Here is a 21,186-nt window from a genome sequence, read left to right as displayed (position 1 = left end):
CATGCTACATTCTAGAAGCTTGGAGGGCCGTGACGATAATGGCGCGTGCCCCCACCCCGTAGAGACGGTCCATGAGGTTGTTGACCTGATCCTTGGGGACCATGGCCCTGACCGCCACCCACTGCTTGTCGTGGAGTGGCGAAACGGTGGGTGATTCGAAGCCCGGGGTGATTCCGACCGCTTCGGCGACACGTTCGACGGGGATGTCGTAGTCCATCAGGACATAGCGTTGGGCGGTCAGGACGCCTTCCAGCCTCCGAGACATGACGGCCAGACGCTCATCATCGGAATCCAGATGGGGCGACCTGATCAGGATCCCCTCGGAATGGAGGATGGGATCCCCGAAGATGCGAAGGCCGGCATTGCGCAGGGTGGTGCCGGTGGAGACCACATCGGCAATCAGATCGGCCACCCCGAGTTGAACGGAGGACTCGACGGCCCCATCCAGATGGATCAGTTCCGCCTTGAGTCCCTTACCAGCCAGGTAGTCCTCAAGGAGCCGGTCGAAGGAGGTGCCGATCCGCTTCCCGTCCACATCCTGCAGGGTACGGATGGGACTGGAATCAGGAGCCGCGAAACGGAAGGTCGAGACGCCGAAACCCAGCTTCAGGGCCTCGACGGCCTGCGTGCCGGAGTTCAGCAGGAGATCGCGCCCGGTGATGCCCAGATCGACCGTACCCAAGCCGACATAGACCGCAATGTCGTTGGGCCGCAGATAGAAGAGCTCTATGCCGTTGTCTACGTCTTCGACCACCAGCTGCCGGTCGTTGGAGCGCAGCCGGTATCCCGACTCTGACAGCAACCTCCATGCCGGCTGTGACAGCATGCCCTTGTTGGGTACCGCAACCTTCAGCATGGTGACCTCCTTAGTACGGCAGCGAATCTATGACGGATGGAAGGGTGGCTCACAGATGCCGGTAGACATCCTCCAGGCTGATGCCCCTGTCGATCATCATGACCTGCAGGTGATACAGCAGCTGGCTCATCTCCTCGGCAGTCCGATCCGCTCCCTCGTATTCGGCCGCGATCCAGGTCTCACCGGCCTCCTCGGCGATCTTCTTGCCGATGAAGTGCGTACCCTTGTCCAACTCATCCACGGTAAGTGAACCAACTGTGCGCTCCCTGGCCTTGGCTGAGAGCTCCTTGAACAGCTCATCGAAGGTCTTCATTGGTCATCGTCCCCCGTTCTTTCTGTCCGGACCTGTCAGTCCCTGTACCGTTCCTGGGCGGCCCGCCTGATCTGGTCGATGGCCTTGGCCGGATCATCCGCCCCATAGACGGCTGAACCCGCCACCAGGACATCGGCTCCGGCCTCGGCGACGATGGGGGCCGTGGTTGGGCTGACCCCGCCATCCACCTGGATGTGCGTTCCCAGCCCACGGGCGCTTATCTCGTTGCGGAGACGACGGGTCTTGGCCATCTGGTTGTCCAGGAACTTCTGGCCGCCGAAGCCGGGCTCCACGGTCATGACCAGGATCATATCGAACTCTTCGAGGATGTCGAAGATGGGTTCGACGGGCTCGGCAGGTCGCACGGCCAGACAGGCCTTGACGCCCATATTGTGCAACTGGCGGGCCAGGCGGACCGGGGCATGGACGGCTCCGGTATGGAACGTGACGGATGCGACACCCAGCTTGGCAAATTCCGGGGCCCATCGGTCGGGGTCCTCAATCATCAGATGCACATCGACCGGCAGGTCGGTCACCTGGCAGATCCGTTCCACCACGGGCTCCCCGAGCGTCAGGTTGGGGACGAAGTGATGGTCCATCACATCTACGTGGACCATGTCGGCCGTGGAAATGGCCCTGAGGTCCCGCTCCAGGTTGGCGAAATCGGCGGAAAGGATGCTGGGTGCTATCTGAATGCTCATGAATCTCATTCTATGTTGTACGACAGACCGGTGACCCTAATTCAAGCCCTGGTCGTGCCCATCGTGGTTACCGGCCCGGGCGTCCCTGTCCCGACTGCCCTCGCAGATGGCCTCCTGCCGTTTCTCCAGCTCGGTGATGGTCCGCAGCTTTTCGGCCAGGAGGGAGGTCGGCTTGCCCCTGCGCAGGATGATGACGAAGGCGACAGCGGCCAGGAGGAAGACCGTCATGGAGACCCAGACGTTCACCCTGACCCCAAGGAACTCGTGGGCGAAGTCGATGCGGAGGGCCTCGATCCAGGTGCGCCCCATGGTGTACCACATGACGTACAGGGCGAAGAGGGAACCGGCCTTGAGGATCCTGATGGCCCGGTGACCGATCCAGACCAGGAGGGCCGCCCCGATCAGATTCCATATCATCTCGTAGAGGAAGGTGGGCTGGAAGAGGGTGCCGGTTGGGCAGGTGGCTCCGTCATAGCATTGCTCGCTGCTGCCGATGGCGGAACCTGCGGCATCGATTTTCAGTCCCCAGGGCAGGGTCGTGGGAGCCCCGTAGAGCTCCTGGTTGAACCAGTTACCCAGACGCCCGATGGCCTGGGCCACCAGGAGGGCCGGGGCCACGGTGTCGGCCAGGAGGGCGGTCGGATAGCCCTTGTGGCGGCACCAGGCCCATGCTGCCAGGGCTCCCAGCAGGATGGCCCCCCAGATGCCCAGGCCGCCCTGCCAGATTCGGAGGATGTCGGCAGGGTTACCCTTGGCCCCGAAGTACCGCTCGGGGGTGGTGATGACATGGTAGAGCCGGGCACCGATGATGCCGGCGGGTACCGCACAGATGGCGATGTCCAGGATCTGCTCGGACCGTCCACCGACCTTCCTCCAGCGTCTGGCGGTGATCCAGGCGGCCACGACGATGGCCAGAAGCATGGTCAGAGCATAGAATCTGATGGTGACCGGCCCCATGTGAATGCTGGATATTCCTGGCGATGGAATGTAGGCAAACGTCATAAGACCCACAGTTTAGCCCCTGGACCTTACAGCCCCGTCACCTCTTGACCTGGCTGATGCCCCAGCGCAGGTCGGAGCAGACGGAAGCCAGGTCGTCCAGGGCTCGTTTGCGGTCCTTGCGGGGTCTGCCCTGGTCATCCAGAAGGCAGTGAACCAGGGCGGAACCGACAATGACCCCGTCCGCATAGGCACCGACCTGGGAGGCCTGTTGGGCGGTCGAGACACCGATGCCCACGCAGACGTAAGGAGCTCCGGCACGCCTGACCCGGGCCACCAGTTCCCTGGCCGACCCGGACATACTGGTCCGTTCGCCGGTCACACCCATCCGGGAGGTGGCATAGACGAACCCCCTGGCTGCGCGTGATGTGAGCTCCAAGCGATCATCTGCGGAATCGGGCGACACCAGGTAGATCCGGTCAAGACCATACCGGTCGGACTGCTCGATCCACTCCCCCGATTCATCGACGATCAGGTCAGGGGTGACCAGTCCTGCACCGCCGGCATCGGCCATCCCCTCCGCGAACTCGGCCACCCCATAATGCATGATCAGGTTCCAGTAGCTCATGACCAGGGCCTTGGCGCCATCCTCCTGGACCTGCCGGACGGCATCGAAGACACCTCCGACCGTGACCCCCTGGTCAATGGCGCACTTGGCAGCCGCCTGAATCACGGGACCATCCATGACCGGATCGCTGTAGGGCAACCCTATCTCGACAATATCGACCCCGTTCCGGACCATGACCCGCATGGCCTCCAGGGAGGTGGGTTCGTCAGGGAATCCATAGGGGAAGTACCCGATGAAGGCGGGTCTGCCCTCCTGGCGGAGAGCCTCCAGGGTGGCCGCCACCGGACTGGTCCTGCGGCTGAATCCCCTGGGTTGGGCGGGGGCCGCTGCCTGTCTTGATTGGTCGACCATCATCGGTCCTCCTCTTTCGTTTGACCGCCTTTGTCCTGTCCGCCCTGGGCCTCCAAGGCGCTGGCCTCCTCCTCGGACAGATATCCGAACCACCTGCCCGCCGTGGCCACGTCCTTATCGCCCCTTCCCGAAATGTTGATCAGGATGACGGGATTCTCGACCCCCCTGCCCAGGAGGTCGGCAGCGGCCTTGGTGGCACCGGCCAGGGCATGCGAGGATTCCAGGGCCGGGATGATTCCCTCGGTGCGGCAAAGATCGCTGAAGGCCTGCATGGCCTCCTGGTCGGTGGCATAGTCGTACCGGACCCGACCCAGGTCGTGCAACCAGGCATGTTCCGGCCCTACCGATGCATAGTCCAGACCTGCGGAAATCGAATAGGTGTCCAGGGTCTGCCCCTGGTCATCCTCGAGCAGATAGGACCTGGTCCCCTGGAAGACACCGATCTGGCCCGTACCGGGGGTCAGACGGATGGCGTGCTTACCGGACTTGGGCCCGTCTCCCCCGGCCTCGTAAGCGTAGAGGGAAACACGGGGATCGTCAAGGAAGGTGTTCATGATGCCGATGGCGTTGGACCCGCCACCGACGCAGGCCACCACCCCGTCGGGATGGTCGATGCCGTATGCCGAAAGCTGGTCGGAGGCCTCCTCGCCGATGATCTTCTGGAAGTCCCTGACGATGGTGGGGAAGGGATGCGGACCCGCCACGGTACCCAGCAGGTAGTGGGTGGTCTCCACGTTGGTCACCCAGTCGCGCAGGGCCTCGTTGATGGCATCCTTGAGAATCCTGGTCCCGGTCGTCACCTCGACGACCTCCGCCCCAAGCATCCGCATTCTGGCCACGTTCAGGGCCTGCCTACGGGCGTCGATCTGGCCCATGTAGATGCGGCACTTGAATCCCAGGAGGGCGCAGACCGTAGCCGTGGCCACTCCGTGCTGACCGGCCCCGGTCTCGGCTATGACCCGGTTCTTCCCCATCCGCTTGACCAGAAGGCCCTGGCCCAGGGCGTTGTTGATCTTATGGGCACCGGTGTGGTTCAGGTCCTCCCGCTTCAGGAAAACCCTTACCTGACCGCCCACCCGGCCGCTGATCAACTCGGCGAACCGGGGGGCAGGAGTCAGGGCCGATGGCCGCCCCACATAGACATGGTTGAGTCTGCCCAGCTCCTTCTGAAAGTCCGGATCGGACTTGGCCTGCCCGTATACCCGTTCCAACTCGTTCAGGGCACCCACCAGGGCCTCGGGGACGTACCGCCCTCCATAGGGGCCGAAGTAGGGGCCGTCATGGGTCGAGAGGGGCATGGCCTGGGAGGCCTTGAACCGGTGACCTGCCTGGACCAGCATCCGGACAGTCCCCTCCTGGTCCTGGGATGTGACCAGCCCCTCCCCGATCAGGACCGCATCGGCCCCCGCCTTGGCATACTGCTCAAGTTCAACCGTGCCGAAGACCCCGGATTCAGCCACCTTGACCACATCCTCGGGCAGGTTGGAGGACAGCCTGGCATACTGGTCCACATCGACGCTCAGGTCCTTCAGGTTCCGGGCGTTGATGCCGATCACCCTGGCACCGGCCGCTATGGCCCGATCGATCTCCTTCCGGTCATGGGTCTCAACCAGGGCGGTCAGTCCCAGACTCTCGGCCAGGACCAGAAGATGCCTGAGCCGTGTGTCATCCAGGGCGGCCACGATCAGGAGGATCATGTCGGCCCCGTTGGCCCTGGACTCCCAGACCTGATAGTCGGAGACGATGAAGTTCTTGTTGAGGACGGGGATGCCGACAGCCTCCCTGACCTGGCGTAGGTCGTCGAGGGAACCCAGGAAGCGCCTGCCCTCGGTCAGGACGGATATGGCCGAGGCCCCTCCGTTGGCATATTCCCTGGCCAGTGCGGCCGGGTTCTTGATGTCCGCCAGGAATCCCTTGGAGGGCGAGGCACGCTTGATTTCGGCGATGACGGGAATGCCGGCACTCTCCTTGAGAAGGAGGGCCGCATCCAGGGGCCTGCGCTTCAGCTGACGGACCTCTTTCTTGAGCCTCTCCAGGGGGATTTCCCGCACCCGGGCCCTGGCATCCTCCACGGCACCGGCCACCAGTTCGTCCAAAACGGTCATAGAGCCCTTCCCTCCAGCCTCATGAGTATTCACTCCCTTTACCTTAGCGTCTGTCTGCATCCGCGTCCCCATCCACTTCCTGGGCATCGCCCTGGACCCGGCCGCCCTGGACCGCCTGCAAGGGTCCTCCGGCCTCGAAGCATGACCTGGCACCGGTGTGGCAGGCCGCCCCCACCTGGTCCACTTGCACAAGGAGGGCGTCACCGTCACAGTCCAGACTGACCCCCTTGACATACTGGACGTGCCCGGAAGTGTCTCCCTTACGCCAGTATTCCTGCCGGGACCGCGACCAGAAGGTGACCCTGCCCGTGGTCAGGGTCCGTCTGAGGGCCTCCTCGTCCATGTACCCCACCATGAGCACCTGAAGGCTGTCATACTGCTGGATGACGGCGGCCACCAGACCCTGGTCATCCTTCTTGAGTCTGGCCGCTGTCTCCGGGTCCAATTGCGATTCCTTCTTGCTCGAGGACTGTGACATTGGTCCCCAACCTCCTTGTTGCTTCGGCTCATCCGACCGATCCCGGTCTGTTCTTCCTTGTAGGGTGTGGTGCTCCCGCCCGGCCTGGAAACACCAGGCGGCATGGATTCATCAGGGCTGGTTCAGGCCTGCCATCGAACCGGATACCCGGCCGCTTGGAGCGCCTGCTTGACCTCCTGGACGGACACCTGGCCGAAATGGAATACGGAGGCCGCCAGGACCGCATCGGCCCCGGCCTTGACTGCAGGGGGAAAGTCGGCGACCTTGCCGGCACCACCGCTTGCAATGAGGGGAAGGGAGACTGCCTTGCGCACATCGGCAATCATCTCCAGGTCGAATCCCTGACGGGTGCCGTCGGCATCCATGGAGTTGAGGAGGATCTCACCCGCACCCAGCTCCTGGGCCTGTTTGACCCAGGCTACGGCATCGATCCCGGTGGACTGGTGGCCCCCCATGGTGGTCACCTCATACCCCGAGGTGACCCCCTTTGCAGTGGACCTGCGGGCATCGACCGAAAGCACCAGGACCTGACGACCGAATAGTGCGGCGATATCGCCGATGACCTTCGGATTGACAATGGCAGCCGTGTTGATGCCGACCTTGTCGGCCCCCGACCGCAGGAGGGTGTCGACATCCTCCGGGGTACGCACGCCCCCGCCGACGGTGAGGGGGATGAAAATCTGGTCGGCGGTACGCCTTACCAGGTCCACCATGGTGGACCGGCCGCTCCCCGAGGCGGTCACATCCAGAAAGGTCAGTTCGTCGGCACCCTGGTTGTAGTAGGTCGAGGCCAACTCGACCGGGTCACCCGCATCACGCAGGTTCTTGAAGTGGACCCCCTTGACCACTCGCCCCTGATCGACATCCAGACAGGGAATGACACGAACCGCTACCGTCATGCCACCCACCTTCCTCGCCCGGACCAGTCTTCTTGAGGCACCACCCTAGTGCCGGATCCTACGGCCCATCAACGGGTGTCCACATTACAGAACGGACAGGTCCGCATGAGCCCGACCGGATCAGGCCTGGAGCCTGATGGACTTGGCCGCCAGCTGGCCGCAGGCCCCGTCTATGTCGGAACCGCGCGTATCCCGCATGGTGGCGGCGACACCGGCCCCATGGAGGATATCCAGGAAGCGCTGCTCGTCCTCAGGCTTGGAGGCCGTCCAACGCGACCCTTCGATCGGGTTCAGGGGGATGGGATTCACGTGTGCCCAGTCATCCCCGTAATGGTTGAGCCGCTTGGCCAGGAGGCGGGCGTGCTCGGCCTGGTCGTTGATGCCCCGCATCAGGGCATACTCGATGCTGACCCGCCTGCCGCTGGCCAGATAGTAGTCATGGGCCGCATCCAGGACCTGGGTGGTGTTGAAGCGGCGGTTCATGGGAACCAGCTCGTCACGCAGCCTGTCGCTGGGCGCATGGAGGGAGACGGCCAGACGGACGGGGATCCCCTCCTTGATCAGTTTGCGGATGCCGGGAACCACTCCGACAGTGGAAATGGTGATGTTGCGGGCCGAAATACCGAACCCCTTGGGCGGAAGGGCGCTGATCTGCCTGACGGCGGAAAGGACGGCACGGTAGTTCCCCATGGGCTCCCCCATCCCCATGAAGACGATGTTGCTCAGCCGCCCAGGGCCTCCGGCGACCTGGCCGGATCGCATCATGTGGGAGGCCGCCCTGACCTGTTCGAGGATCTCACCGGTCGACATGTTCCTGGTCAGACCCAGGTGACCGGTGGCGCAGAACGGGCAGCCCATTCCACAGCCGACCTGGCTGGAGATGCAGAGTGTGGCCCTGGTGGGATACCGCATCAGGACCGATTCGATCCTCGACCCGTCAAACAGCTCCCAGAGGGTCTTCACGGTCGTGCCCTGGTCCGCCTTCTGGACGGTCACCGGGGTGATCAGGTCAGGGAAGAACCGTTCGGCCGCCGACTTTCGTCCGGTCGCGGGGATGTCGGTGAAGGTATCGGCATCGGTGGATAGATGGTTGAAGTAATGGTTGGCCAGCTGGGAGACACGGAATTTCGGCAGACCCAGCTCACCACATACCTCCTGGCGTTCCTCCCGGTCCATGTCGACGAAGTGCCGTGGTGGTTTTCCCCTACGCGCATGGTCGGCAGCCAGGACGTCCCTGAAATCACCCTCCCCACCCCCGGGGGTGATACCGGTTTCAGGCTTGGTACCGTCCATCTCTTCGTCTGTCATATCTCGACCCCATCCTGATATCTACCGTTTGAACAATTCCTGGAAACCCTGGACCTGTCGGCAGGCGAACAGACCGTCATCCTGGTCACAGACCAGTGGTCAAAAGGACCAGTGTGATGAAGGGTGCGGACATGAGGATGGAATCCACCCTGTCCAGCACCCCACCGTGCCCCTTGAGGAGGTGGCCCATGTCCTTGATGCCCAAGTCCCTCTTGATCAGCGAGGCACTCAGATCACCGAAGGTGCCGGTGGCCCCGACCATGATGCCCATGACCAGGGCGACCCACCAGATCCGTCCCCAGTCGGCCATGGGATAGGTTGCCGCGAAGATGACCAATGCGCCGACCAGGCAGCAGAGCATGGAGCCGGTCAACCCTTCCAGGGACTTGCCGGGAGAGATGCGGGGTGAAATCTTGTGCCGACCGAAGAGGGACCCGAAGAGGAGCCCTCCGATATCGCTCAGGGCAGGCAGGAAGATCACCATGAAGGCATGTGCGGCAGGGTGCCCCCCGAAGGTGGTGGGCAGGGTGATCAGGCAGGCCAGGAGGGTGATGTAGATGACGGTCAAAATGGTGACACCGACATTGGCCAGGCTGCCGGCTTGTGACCTTCCCCCCTCGGCTTCATAGGAGGCGTCGGCCGTGGTATCAGCGTCCTTGCCCGATAACTTGGCATCGACCGCCTTGACCAGGCGGCCTCCCAGGTGGTGCCTTCGTGTGGCTGCAAGCGCCCCGACCAGGGCCGTGACCAGGACTCCGACCGTCATGACCGCCACATGGTCGGGAGCGTAGAAGGAGGCCAACATGGTGGCGGCTGAGCAGACCCACAGCTCCACCACCGGTATGTGCATACCGACGGTGGCGAAATCCACCCTGAGCTCCCAGAGCCCCAGGGTCATGAAGATGACGATCAGAAAGATGAAGGCATCGATGCGGACCAGGATACAGGCCAGGATGATGACCACCAGGAGGGCGCCGGTGGCCACCGCCTGGGGCATGTTACGACCGGTACGCCTGTTCAGGGATGCGACCGCATCCTGACCTGCCTTCTGGGCGGGGTTTTCCTTAGTACTCATGAATGGCGGACCCTTCCGAGTGCATCAGACCTCGAGAATCTCCTTCTCCTTGGCCTCCAGGAGCTGATCGATCATATCGCTCTTCTGCCTGGTGATGGTCTCCAGCTCCTTCTGCAGCCGGTTGCCCTCATCCTCACCCAGGTCGCCGTCCTTGACCTTGGCCTCCAGATCCTCCTTGACCTTGCGGCGGATGTTGCGAACGGCGACCTTGCCCTCTTCGGCCTTGGTCTTGGCGATCTTGACGTAGTCGCGGCGACGGTCCTCGGTCAGTTCGGGCATGGTCACGCGAATCACGTTGCCGTCACGATTGGGGTTGACACCCAGATCGGAGTCCCTGATGGCCTTCTCGACCGCGCCGGCCTGGGAGGCATCGAAGGGGGTCACCGCCAGGGTCCTGGGCTCGGGCACGCCGATGGAGGCCAGGGCCTTGATGGGGGTGGGTGCACCATAGTAGTCCACCATGATGTCATTGAGGAAGGAAGGATTGGCCCTGCCCGTCCTGATTCCCGCGAAGTTCTCCTTGGTGGCCTCGATGGTCTTGTCCATCTGCGTCTTGGCCTGATCCACCACTGTGGTCATGATCTGCTCCTTGCTGCTGGGTGCATTCCTGCTCACTGCAGGCTCTGCCTGTCAACTACTCTACGGCCTGTGGCCCGCTTGGACCAAGACGGCGGCTGTACGGTCAGCGGGCGGTGTCCTGCCCGTTCATGACCAGTGTGCCGAGTTCCTTACCCTGGAGGGCACCCGTGACGTTGCCGGTCCCCTCAAGTCCGAAGACCCGAATCGGCATGGCATTGTCCCTGGCCATGGACAATGCCGAGGCATCCATGACGGCCAGGTTGTCGACCAGGGCGCGCTGGTAGCTCAGACGGGTGAACATACGGGCCGACGGATCCTTGCGGGGGTCTGAGGTGTAGACACCGTCCACCCCGTTCTTGCCCATGAGCACCTCGGAGCAGTGAATCTCCAAGGCACGCTGGATGGAGACCGTGTCGGTCGAGAAGTAGGGAAGCCCGGCACCGGCTCCGAAGATGACCACACGACCCTTTTCCAGGTGTCGGATGGCCTTCAGGGGGATGTAGGGTTCGGCGACCTGACCCATGGTGATGGCGGTCTGCACCCTGGTGGCCTGACCGGCCTGCTCAAGGAAGTCCTGGAGGGCCAGGCAGTTCATGACCGTGCCCAGCATGCCCATGTAATCTCCCCTGGAGCGCTCTATGCCGGCCTGGCTGAGCTCGGCCCCACGGAAGAAGTTCCCACCGCCGACCACTATGGCCACCTGGACTCCGGTTTTGACGGCCTGGACGATTTCCTTGGCCACGCGCTGGACCACGTCGACATCAATGCCTACCCGGCCGCCGCCGAATGCCTCACCCGACAGTTTGAGAAGCACCCTTCTCGGGGTCGACTGCCCGCCGCTCGTTGCGCCATCCACGACGCTGCGCAGGGAACGTCCTCCGAATGATTCGCTCTCAAGTCTGTCGGATCGGGTCATGCGGGAACCTTCCTTACTGCTGTAAAACCAAGCAAATGGACCGTCTTTCAGGATACCGCTGAAGACCGACAAGCACCCGGCCTCCACCTGGTTTCCCTCCCCCGGACATGACGAGAGGAGGCGACCATATGGGTCACCTCCTCTGAACGGTGAGAATCTACCCGTGCGCAATCGGCACCGGAGCGGATTTACTCCTCCTCGTCACCCTTGCCGACCTCGATGCGGGCGAAGGCCAGGGCCTCGCCACCCACCTCCTTGAAAAGGTCGCCGACGGTCTTGGAGGAATCCTTGACGTACTGCTGCTCGAGCAGGACGCTCTCCTTGAAGAAGGCATTCAGCCTGCCCTCGACGATCCTGGGGATGATCTGCTCAGGCTTGCCCTCGGCCTGGGACTTCTCGGTGGCCACACGACGCTCGGACTCCACGACATCGGTGGGGACGTCATCACGGGAGAGCCACTTGGGATTCATGGCCGAAATCTGCAGGGCCACCTCATGGGCGACCGAGGCACCGGCCTCGTCGGTGGCGATCATGGCCACGATCGACGGGGGCATCTCGACCGACTTGCGGTGGGAGTAAATCTCGACGTGCGGACCTTCGACCCTGGCGACCTGACCGATCTTGACGTGCTCATGGAAGAGGGCACCTGCCTCCTCGACGGTCTCATTGACGGTACCGGCCTTGGAGGGGGCCTTGGCAACCTGGTCGGCATCGGAGGCATCCGCCTTGGCGGCGTCCTCGATGACTTCCTTGCCGAAGTCCACGAACTGGGGGGTCTTGGCCACGAAGTCGGTCTCGGAATTGAGTTCGACGGCGTACCCGATCTGACCCTGGCCGCCATCGATGATGGTGGAGGCGATCAGACCCTCTTGGGCCTTGCGGCCCTCACGGGCACCCGCGGCCTGGATGCCGGTGGCGCGAATGATCTCCTTGGCCCGGGCGATGTCGCCATCGGCCTCGGTCAGGGCCTTCTTGACGTCCATCATCCCAGCGCCGGTCTGGTCACGCAGCTCCTTGATCAGTGCAGCGGTGATCTTTGCCATAACAACTCCTATCTGAACCGTCCCGGCACTCGGTCGGGACGGAAAGAAACGATTTTCTGGTTCACTAAGCCGAAATCACTCGGCCTTGGCGGCCTCTGCCGCAGGTGCAACCGGGGTCTCCTCGGACTTGGGGGCCTCAGCCTCGGCGGCCTCGCCCTCCTTGTTCTCAAGCAGGTTCTTCTCCCACTCGGCCATGGGCTGGTCGCCGGTCTCCTCGGCCTTGGCGGCCTTGCCGGATCGCTCCAGCAGACCATCGGCAACCGCGTCAGCCATAAGGCTGGTCAGGAGTTCCACGCCACGGATGGCATCATCGTTGGCGGGAATCGGGTAATCGACCAGTTCGGGGTCGGTGTTGGTGTCGACCAGGGCCACGACAGGGATACCCAGCTTCTTGGCCTCGGAGACAGCCAGGGCCTCCTTGTTGATGTCGACCACGAAGAGGACGGAGGGGGTGCGGTTCATGTTGCGGATACCGCCAAGCTGACGCTCCAGCTTGTCCTTTTCGCGACGGAGCAGAAGCAGTTCCTTCTTGGTCAGACCGGAGCCGTGGACATCATCGAAGTCCATCTCCTCAAGTTCCTTCAGACGGCCGACCCTCTTGGTCACTGTTTGGAAGTTGGTCAGCATGCCACCCAACCAGCGCTCGGACACATAGGGCATATTCACCCTGGTGGCCTGGGTCTTGATGGCCTCCTGGGCCTGTTTCTTGGTGCCGACGAAGAGAACGGTGCCGTTGTGGGCCACGGTCTCCTTGATGAAATCGTAAGCCTTGTCGATCAGGTCGAGCGACTTGAAGAGGTTGATGATGTGGATCCCGTTGCGCTCCATCAGGATGTACTGCTTCATCTTGGGGTTCCAGCGACGGGTCTGGTGCCCGAAGTGAACGCCGGCCTTCAACATCTCGCTCATGGTGATCTGTGCCATGTCATTGCCTTTCATTGTCGGTTATTGCCTGGCCATGTGCGCCTGCGTGCAGCCCCGAACAGGACCGACCGACACAGGGCGTCGCGGACATGACGCGATGTACGTGTGCCTGGTTGGATACAGGATTGTAAAAGACCACCCGTGACAGTGGCTCTTACCGAATGGCACACGAGTTCCCACTATACCACCTGCAGTTGATTTCAATGCAGGGCCGAACCGGTCTCCGGAGCCACTCACCGACCCGATCGAAGCGCCTGCATGGCCTTCCGCCTGACATCCTTCTCCAGGCGGTCGATGTAGACATGCCCATCCAGGTGATCGCACTCGTGCTGGATCATCCGGCCCATGATCCCCCGCCCCTCAAGTGTGATGGTCTGCCCATCCAGGTTGATGCCATGCGCCTTGGCATACTCGGCCCTCCTGGTCGGGTACCAGAGGTCGGGCAGGGAGAGGCATCCCTCCTCACCGTACTGCTCACCATCGGTCTCGTCGATGACCGGGTTGATCATGTACCCCACCTTGCCGCCGACGTTGTAGGAGAAGACGCGCAGACTCACACCGATCTGGTTGGCCGAAAGGCCGGCCCTGCCCGGGTCGTCCACCGTGTCGACCAGGTCCTGGACCAGGCTTCTGACGGCCGGGGTGATGGTCTTGACCGGGTCGCAGGGGGTGCGCAGCACCGGATCGGGGACCACTCTGATGGTACGGATTGCCACTATTCTTACTCCTTGCCTGTGCTGTCTTCCTGGTCATCCCGGTCGGCCTCGCAGCGGCCCTCGTCGTTCGCGTCAGGCCGTGTATCGGCCCTGGTTTCACGGAGCATGCCGGAGACGTTGGCCAGGGAGTCGCTCACGGTCGACTTGGCCTTGGCCACCAAGGGATTGGCATTGACTGCCGACTTGCCCGAATTCCTCGGAGCATAGAGGACCCTGTCGATCACGTCGGCATACTGCTTGAGAACCTCCGGCCGGACCACTTTCATGCTGGGGGTCAGGGTCTTGTCCTCCTCGCTGAAGTCCTTGTCGAGAATGACGAACTTCCTGACCGATTCGGCCCGGGAGACGTTGCTGTTCGCCTGATCCACATACTGCTGGATGAAGGCTCGGATGGCGTCGTTGCGGCTGGCCTCCTCCATGGTCATGTTGGCATCCAGGCCCTGGGCGGACAACCATGACTTGAGCATCCCCTCGTCCAGGGTAAGGATGGCACCGATGAAGGGCCTGCCATCACCGACCACGACGGCCTGGGAGACGATCGGGCAGGTGCAGATGGCGTCCTCGAGCGGGGCAGGACTGACGTTCTTGCCACCGGCCGTGATGATGACGTCCTTCTTCCGGCCTGTGATGAAGACGAAGCCCTGGTCATCTATCTGCGCCAGATCACCGGTGTGGAGCCATCCGTCCTTGTCCAGAACGGTCTTGTCCAGCTCGTGGTTCTTGTAGTAGCCCATGAAGACGCTGGGACCCTTGACCATGAGTTCGTCATCATCGGTCAGCCTGACCTTGATGCCCGATCCGGGCCGTCCGACGGATCCGACCTCGTTGGCATCCTCGAAATTGACGATGCAGGGGGCGGCCGTTTCGGTCATCCCATAGCCCTGGATGAAGGTGATGCCGTCGATCCCGTTGAAAAAATGGGCCAGGTCGGCATTCATGGGGGCGCCGCCGCAGGCCAGGTAGCTCAGGTTGGAACCCAGGGCGGACTCGATCGTATTGCCGACCGTCCTGGTATAGAAGGTGTGGGCCAGTCGGGTCAGGGGCGAGTGGCCGCGCCCGTCCTGCTCATCCTTGGACCACTTGGTGAAGTGCCGGGTGGCCTTGGCGAAGACCTTGCCGGCCAGACCGGTGCCGGCCTTCTGCGAGGCGGCGTTGTAGACCTTTTCGAAGACCCTGGGCACGCCGAGCAGGTAGGTGGGCCGGAAGGTGCGCAGGTCGGTCAGGAGGTGCTTGGCGTTGGAGACGTATCCGACCACACCCTGGGCGCCTATGGCCACGTACTGGATGTAGCGGGCGAAGCAGTGGGCCAGGGGCAGGAAGAGCATGAGTCTGGACGGGGCCGCCAACATGTGGTAGAGCACATCCCAGCCGACGAAGACGATGTGGACGAAGTTCCGGTTGGAGAGCATGGCCCCCTTGGGCTCTCCCGTTGAGCCCGAGGTGTAGACGATGGTGGCCAGGTCGTCGGCCTTGACCTGGGCGATGGCCCGGTCAAGACGTTCGTCGGTGACGGACTGGCCGAAATCGCTGACGGCATTCAGTCCGCCCTCCTGGAAGTTGAAGACATACTTGAGATTGGGCGAGGATGCTCTGACCTGCTCCAGGATCTGGGCATGGTCGGAATCACCGGCGAAGGCCAGGACGCAGTCCACGTCCTTGACGATCTTCCGGGCCTGGCGGGCCGAATCCGTCTCGTAGATAGGGACCGAGACCGCTCCGATGGCTGCACAGGCGAAGTCGGTCACCCCCCAGTCATAACTGGTTGGTGCATAGATCACCACCGTGCTGCCCTTGGTGACCCCCAGGGCGAGCATTCCCTTGGCCACGGCACGTACCCGTTCCGACATTTGGCCGGCCTTGACGTCGTGCCAGTTCCTGGTCATCGGATCCTGCCATTGGGCCACCAACTCGTCGGGATCCCTGGCCGTGCGTTTGGCAAGGAGTGAATAGATGGTGTCTTCGTCGGTCGTGGGATGCTGAATTTCGACCGTATATTCGCGCAACATAGGTTCCATCATATGGCGGCTACCCGCCAAGAGGACGCCCTACCCCATGTCGAGCTCGGTACAGACCCACCGAGAACCCAATAGCCGCACGACCTCGTTGGCCAGCATCGGCAGATCGCCGACCATGAATCTCAAGGTGACGTTATATGCCTTGGGCGAGGATCTGAAAATCTCCACGCTTTTGGGTATGAGTGGCAGATGTATCTCGGCCCCATCCTCCCCGACCGCAGCCACCCCCAGCCTGGTGGTCCCCAACAGACCGGCAAAAACACGCAGCCGCTGCCTGCATTGATAGGTGCATGCGCGTTCCAGCGGTTTCAACGGAAGCCTCCCCCGAAGGAATTCGAACGATCGGACAACCAGGGAACACAGACTTGATACGAAGGTCTCCATGGTCCGACCGTCAGTGACTTCTTCGGCACCAAAGGTGTTGATCGTCCTTACCTTGACGGGAATCTTCGACTCCCCGATCAGGATGGTCTCCTCGTATCCGCTCCTCCTCGGCACGGACATTCCCGACTCGTCCTGACCGATGGCCGGTTGATTCTGCTTGTCTTCCCAAACCGGAGCAAGATTGATTTCATTTGTCATAGTCATCACGCGTCATATGACGCACTCCTCCCCCGAGGAACGATTTCACCACAAAGCCTCCTGGAGGAGTCCAGGTCGGCCCGAAACTTAGTGTCAACGCTATGGAAGTGAGAGGGAAAAGTAAAGTGTGAGTTAAATCACATTTATTTGACTTGACACTCAGACCTGGGGTGAGGCTTTATCTTGCGTCAAGAGGAATCGGTCTGCCTGCAGGCGTATCACAGCCGGTCAGGACAATCTGAACCCCTGACCGACAACCCCACGAATCAGATCTGGACACCTGCGGTTACGGCGACCTTGCACCGTTGGAAGCTCTTTACGTCCACGTATCCGGTCGAGGCCATGGCACGACGGAGTGCGCCAATCATGTTGAGACTGCCGTCGGTCCTGCTGCTGGGTCCGAAAAGGATCTCATGCAGGTCACCCACCTGGTCGACCTTCACCCTGCGGCCCCTGGGCAGCTCGGGATGATGGGCCTCGGCACCCCAGTGCATACCCCGTCCCGGTGCATCATTCGCCTTGGCCAGGGGGGTGCCCAGCATGACCGCGTCGGCACCCATGGCCAGCGCCTTGACGAAGGAACCGGAAGTACCGGTCTCCCCGTCCGCGATGACCTGAACATACCTGCCACCGGATTCGTCCAGATAATCCCTGCGGGCCTCGGCCACATTGGCGATGGCCGTCGCCATGGGCGCCTGGATGCCGATCGTGGCGCTGTCGGTGGATGAGGCCCCGCCTCCGAACCCGACCAGGACACCTGCCGCACCGGTGCGCATCAGGTGGAGTGCGGCCTGATAGGTGGCCGCACCGCCCACTATGACCGGAACATCCAGATCGTAGATGAACTGCTTCAGGTTGAGGGGTTCATGGGTGGTCGACACATGCTCGGCCGAGACCGCGGTGCCGCGAATCACGAAGAGGTCCACACCGGCATCCACCACGATGGAGTAGAACTCCTGAGTGCGCTGGGGCGACAAGGCCCCGGCCACGGTGACCCCGGCCTGGCGGATCTCATGAAGCCGCTCGGTAATCAGCTCGGGCTTGATGGGCTCCCGGTACACTTCCTGAATGACCTCGGTGGCCTGGTCCGGGTCCGCGTCCGCGATGCGCTCGAACTGGGGTTGTGGATCCTCATACCGGGTCCACAGACCCTCCAGGTCCAGAACACCCAGTCCACCCAGCCTGCCCAGTTCTATGGCGGTGGCTGGACTGGTGACCGAGTCCATGGGGGCGGCCACCAGGGGGATGTCGAATTCATAGGCATCCACCTGCCAGGCGGTCGATACGTCCTTGGGATCGCGGGTGCGCCGCGAGGGGAGGATGGATATGTCATCCAGGGTGTAGGCCACCGTGGCCTTCTTGCCGAGACCGATTTCAGTTTCCTGTGTCATGACTACCAAGGATAGTGCCCCGCAATGACCCCGCAGTAAGCGCCATGGCCATCCCTCCCTCTCCTGCTACGGGCAGGTTACGTCCCTGTGACCGGGGGAAACATTGGGGGTCTACATATGACTGGTGATGATGTGACCGGTGATGTAGCATGCACCATCCATCCCGGTCGGATTGATGTCTCAGTTGCTATGCAGAGGGAAGGTCCCATGAAGAAGATCAAGGTCAAGGGCCGCATCGTCGAACTGGACGGTGACGAGATGACCCGGGTCATATGGAAAATGATCAAGGACCAGCTGATCAGGCCCTATCTGGACCTGGACCTGGACTATTACGACCTGGGCATAGAGCACAGGGACGCTACCGATGACCAGGTGACCATCGACGCCGCCAGAGCCATTCAACGCGAACATGTGGGTGTCAAGTGCGCTACCATAACCCCGGACGAGGCCAGGGTCAAGGAATTCGGGCTGAAGAAGATGTGGAGGTCACCCAACGGGACCATTCGCAGCATCCTGGGCGGGACCATCTTCCGTGAACCGATTGTCATCAACGGGATCCCCCGCCTGGTCCCAGGCTGGACCAAGCCCATCGTCGTGGCACGCCATGCCTTCGGCGACCAGTACAAGGCCACCGACTTCAGGGTCCCCGGCAGGGGGCGCCTGACCGTGACCTTCACCCCGGAAGACGGCGGTCGACCGATGGAACACCTGGTCTACAACTACCCCGGGGCGGGTGTGGCGCAGGTCCAGTACAACCTCGACCAGTCCATAACCGACTTCGCCAGGGCCTGTTTCAACTATGGACTGATACGACACTACCCTGTCTATCTGAGCACCAAGAACACCATCCTCAAGGCCTACGATGGGCGCTTCAAGGACATCTTCGCCATGATCTACCAGGAGGAATACCGGGAACGGTTCGAGCAGAAAGGGCTGACCTACGAGCACCGCCTGATCGATGACATGGTGGCCTCCTCCCTGAAATGGCCGGGCGGTTACATCTGGGCCTGCAAGAACTACGACGGGGATGTGCAATCCGACTCGGTGGCCCAAGGGTTCGGGTCCTTGGGGTTGATGACCTCCGTCCTGATGACCGCGGATGGACGCACCGTCGAGGCCGAAGCCGCCCATGGCACCGTCACCCGGCACTACCGCCGCTGGACCAGGGGAAAGGAGACCTCGACCAACCCCATCGCCTCCATCTATGCCTGGACGGGTGGGCTCAGGCAGCGGGCGAAGCTGGATCGAACCCCGGAGGTTGGGCAGTTCGCCAGGACCCTCGAGGATGTGGTCATCCAAACCGTGGAATCCGGCAAGATGACCAAGGACCTGGCCGCTCTGGTCGGCCCCACCCAGCCCTGGCTGAACACGGAGGACTTCATGCAGGCCCTGTCCCAGGGGCTTGCCAGGCGAATCAGCCAGGGGCTGGACTAACCCGGAAATCCGCCCGGCTGTCGGGAGCGGTTGTGAATAACCGCCGTCTTTGCCATCCCGCCCTGGTCTACCCATACAATGGGAAGCCGGAACCCGATCTCCGTCGGGTTCGAATCGGATCCTAGGGAGCGGATGTGAAACGGTCGGGTGGCAACAATCGCGCAAACGGTGTCCTGGCAGTGTTGACTTCCCTGGCCCTGGTCCTGACGACCGGGGCCTGTGGGATGCAATCCACCGGCCAGACGAGGGCAACCCCTACGGTCTCCGACCCGGGGAATGTGGCCATCTTCACCCCCTCGGACGGCATCACCCTCTCCCAGCACACCCCGTTGAACAAGTGGGCCGCCCTGGTTCCCGAACTCAAGGACGGACTGGCCAAGCATCATATCGACGGAAAGCGGGTCACCACCTTTACCGACTCCAGTCTCGATGATCAGAGCAAGGACCTGCAGGACTATGTGGTCTCGCACCTGGCCGGCGGGAATAAAAGAGGGAAGGCCGTCTCCCCCACCACCCTGGTCATCGCCCCCTTCACCTCCCCCGATTCCATCACCCGACAGTATGGCGACTATGTGACCCAGCCCCAGATCAAGACCGGGCATGACGGGTCCTCCGCGCAGGACACATCCACGGGCGACTCGCCTGAGACGGGATCCTCCGGGACCGGGTCTCCCACGACCGACTCCTCCGACGAGGAAACAACCAAGAAGCCATCCAGCAAATCCTCCTCAGATAAGGAAGAGGGCGAATCCAAGGCCTATGACCGACTGGTCTCCTCGCTGAAGCTCGCCAAGGAGGCAGGGATGCACGTGGTGCTCCTCGCCAATGACATTCCCGAACTGTCGCCGGACCTCTTCGTCGACATGTCGAATGCTCGAAGCATCGGCGAGTTCCAGGCGACGAAACTGGCCAGCAAACTGGAGCTGGACAAGGCCAGCAAGGACAATCCGGTAAGGATCGAGGTACTCCTGCCCAGGCGTCCGGCCGACGAGGAAACGACCGGTACACAACAGGCCCGGAATGACCGGGAGACCAACCAGGAGACGAATTCCTTCCCCCGCCAGGCCTTCGCCGGCATCTGGCAGGTGCTGGGCCCCTACTTCAAGGACGGGCGGGCTGTCAGCCCTTCGGGACTGCTGACCAAGGAGACCACCGATAAGGACTGGATGGCCGTGACCTTCGACCCGGGCAAGGATGCGTCGGCCACCAAGAAGGAGGTCGCCGCCCGTCTGCACATGGACTCGCAGAGCAGGACTCATACGGCAGTAGACGGGATCCTGGCCATGAACGACTTCATCGTCTCGGGCGTCGTGTCCGAATTGGGCGACCTGGGATACACCGGGTCGGCCGCCGACATCAATCCCGAGATCTCCATATCCGGCATCGTCGGATCCATCACCGGCAAGCATGACCTGAACAGGAAAAAGGTCCCCAAGCCCGCCCAGGGCGAGGCACCACGCCAGGATACGGACCCCACACAGCCGGATCAGGGGGCGTCTCCCCAGTCGACGTCCAAGGACGGGACCCGGGCAAAGTCGGATGACAATGCGGACCATTCAGCCTGGCCAATCATCAGCGGATATGGGGCCTACGTGGACAACATCCCGCAGATCGTCGACGGGGAACAGTGGATGACGGCCATCGAAGACAGGAAGGGCCTGGCTGCGGACATTGCCGCCATCTGCGAAAATCTCAACAAGGACGGCACCCTGCCGGGCAACCTTCCGGCCGTGGGTCAGGAAACCCTCTCCGGTCGTAAGGTGAACCGTCTGACACGCCCCCAGGTTGCCGTCTCGGCATCCAACCTCAAGAGCACCCTGATCGACACCAACTACATCAAACCCGCCGAAGCCGGTCTCTGAGAGGTGCTGACAGCGTGTGGTCGCACACCAACCAGAACGAGCCGATTGCATAGGGAACTTCCCGGCCAGGC

At 62.3% G+C, this 21,186-nt stretch carries 20 protein-coding genes; 2 read left to right on the top strand and 18 right to left on the bottom strand.

Going from position 1 to position 21,186, the window contains the following annotated elements; genetic code table 11:
• Nucleotides 1–4 precede the first annotated feature (4 nt).
• The 18 genes from hisG to Q0K62_RS02860 form a co-directional block, all read right to left on the bottom strand.
• Nucleotides 5–856, bottom strand: coding sequence for an ATP phosphoribosyltransferase (gene hisG, locus Q0K62_RS02945; RefSeq protein ID WP_297316487.1), 852 nt, complete (start codon nt 854–856; stop codon nt 5–7).
• A 49-nt stretch (nt 857–905) separates the two neighbouring features.
• The gene (locus Q0K62_RS02940) at nt 906–1,169 is read right to left on the bottom strand and encodes a phosphoribosyl-ATP diphosphatase (protein WP_297316486.1); all 264 of its coding nucleotides are present in this window, start codon (nt 1,167–1,169) and stop codon (nt 906–908) included.
• A gap of 35 nt (nt 1,170–1,204) precedes the next feature.
• Entirely contained in the window at nt 1,205–1,879 is a 675-nt protein-coding gene (gene rpe, locus Q0K62_RS02935) for a ribulose-phosphate 3-epimerase (RefSeq protein ID WP_297316485.1), read from the bottom strand.
• Between the two features lie 27 nt (nt 1,880–1,906).
• Nucleotides 1,907–2,872 carry a prolipoprotein diacylglyceryl transferase gene (gene lgt / locus Q0K62_RS02930; protein WP_297316503.1) on the bottom strand — a complete coding sequence of 322 codons (966 nt, stop codon included), beginning with the start codon at nt 2,870–2,872 and terminating at the stop codon, nt 1,907–1,909.
• A 37-nt stretch (nt 2,873–2,909) separates the two neighbouring features.
• On the bottom strand, nt 2,910–3,788 hold the full coding sequence (gene trpA / locus Q0K62_RS02925) for a tryptophan synthase subunit alpha (RefSeq protein WP_297316484.1): 879 nt from the start codon (nt 3,786–3,788) through the stop codon (nt 2,910–2,912).
• The gene (gene trpB, locus Q0K62_RS02920; RefSeq protein ID WP_297316483.1) at nt 3,788–5,893 is read right to left on the bottom strand and encodes a tryptophan synthase subunit beta; all 2,106 of its coding nucleotides are present in this window, start codon (nt 5,891–5,893) and stop codon (nt 3,788–3,790) included. The genes trpA and trpB overlap by 1 nt, the downstream gene beginning before the upstream one ends.
• Nucleotides 5,894–5,936: 43 nt before the next feature.
• Nucleotides 5,937–6,371: a phosphoribosyl-AMP cyclohydrolase gene (gene hisI, locus Q0K62_RS02915; RefSeq protein WP_297316482.1), complete on the bottom strand. Its 435-nt coding sequence runs from the start codon at nt 6,369–6,371 to the stop codon at nt 5,937–5,939.
• Between the two features lie 122 nt (nt 6,372–6,493).
• Nucleotides 6,494–7,270, bottom strand: a complete 777-nt coding sequence (hisF, locus tag Q0K62_RS02910) for an imidazole glycerol phosphate synthase subunit HisF (protein ID WP_297316481.1) — start codon at nt 7,268–7,270, stop codon at nt 6,494–6,496.
• A gap of 120 nt (nt 7,271–7,390) precedes the next feature.
• Nucleotides 7,391–8,578 (bottom strand): 23S rRNA (adenine(2503)-C(2))-methyltransferase RlmN, encoded by a 1,188-nt coding sequence (rlmN, locus tag Q0K62_RS02905; RefSeq protein WP_297316480.1) that lies wholly within the window; start codon nt 8,576–8,578, stop codon nt 7,391–7,393.
• A gap of 85 nt (nt 8,579–8,663) precedes the next feature.
• Complete coding sequence (locus tag Q0K62_RS02900) at nt 8,664–9,653, bottom strand: phosphatidate cytidylyltransferase (RefSeq protein ID WP_297316479.1); 990 nt, start codon at nt 9,651–9,653, stop codon at nt 8,664–8,666.
• Nucleotides 9,654–9,677: 24 nt separating this feature from the next.
• The gene (frr, locus tag Q0K62_RS02895; protein ID WP_297316502.1) at nt 9,678–10,232 is read right to left on the bottom strand and encodes a ribosome recycling factor; all 555 of its coding nucleotides are present in this window, start codon (nt 10,230–10,232) and stop codon (nt 9,678–9,680) included.
• Nucleotides 10,233–10,335: 103 nt separating this feature from the next.
• A complete protein-coding gene (pyrH, locus tag Q0K62_RS02890) occupies nt 10,336–11,148 on the bottom strand; it encodes a UMP kinase (protein ID WP_297316478.1) in 813 nt (270 codons plus the stop codon).
• Between the two features lie 188 nt (nt 11,149–11,336).
• The gene (gene tsf, locus Q0K62_RS02885; protein ID WP_297316477.1) at nt 11,337–12,191 is read right to left on the bottom strand and encodes a translation elongation factor Ts; all 855 of its coding nucleotides are present in this window, start codon (nt 12,189–12,191) and stop codon (nt 11,337–11,339) included.
• 75 nt (nt 12,192–12,266) lie between these two features.
• Nucleotides 12,267–13,115: a 30S ribosomal protein S2 gene (rpsB, locus tag Q0K62_RS02880; RefSeq protein WP_297316476.1), complete on the bottom strand. Its 849-nt coding sequence runs from the start codon at nt 13,113–13,115 to the stop codon at nt 12,267–12,269.
• A 233-nt stretch (nt 13,116–13,348) separates the two neighbouring features.
• Nucleotides 13,349–13,831: a peptide deformylase gene (locus Q0K62_RS02875; protein ID WP_297316475.1), complete on the bottom strand. Its 483-nt coding sequence runs from the start codon at nt 13,829–13,831 to the stop codon at nt 13,349–13,351.
• A 5-nt stretch (nt 13,832–13,836) separates the two neighbouring features.
• On the bottom strand, nt 13,837–15,837 hold the full coding sequence (locus Q0K62_RS02870) for an AMP-dependent synthetase/ligase (RefSeq protein ID WP_297316474.1): 2,001 nt from the start codon (nt 15,835–15,837) through the stop codon (nt 13,837–13,839).
• 39 nt (nt 15,838–15,876) lie between these two features.
• Entirely contained in the window at nt 15,877–16,434 is a 558-nt protein-coding gene (locus Q0K62_RS02865; RefSeq protein ID WP_297316473.1) for a hypothetical protein, read from the bottom strand.
• Between the two features lie 260 nt (nt 16,435–16,694).
• Entirely contained in the window at nt 16,695–17,819 is a 1,125-nt protein-coding gene (locus Q0K62_RS02860) for a GuaB3 family IMP dehydrogenase-related protein (protein ID WP_297316472.1), read from the bottom strand.
• 207 nt (nt 17,820–18,026) lie between these two features.
• Between Q0K62_RS02860 and Q0K62_RS02855 the strand changes: the two genes are divergently transcribed.
• Together Q0K62_RS02855 and Q0K62_RS02850 are read left to right on the top strand one after the other, a co-directional pair.
• Entirely contained in the window at nt 18,027–19,253 is a 1,227-nt protein-coding gene (locus Q0K62_RS02855; RefSeq protein ID WP_297316471.1) for an NADP-dependent isocitrate dehydrogenase, read from the top strand.
• A gap of 134 nt (nt 19,254–19,387) precedes the next feature.
• Nucleotides 19,388–21,115 carry a hypothetical protein gene (locus tag Q0K62_RS02850; RefSeq protein WP_297316470.1) on the top strand — a complete coding sequence of 576 codons (1,728 nt, stop codon included), beginning with the start codon at nt 19,388–19,390 and terminating at the stop codon, nt 21,113–21,115.
• Nucleotides 21,116–21,186 lie beyond the last annotated feature (71 nt).

Source organism: uncultured Bifidobacterium sp. (genome assembly GCF_945269915.1).
GTDB classification, from domain to species: Bacteria; Actinomycetota; Actinomycetes; order Actinomycetales; family Bifidobacteriaceae; genus Bombiscardovia; species Bombiscardovia indica.
The sequence above is the reverse complement of the archived record's forward strand: the minus strand, read 5'-3'. Positions and strand labels throughout refer to the sequence as shown.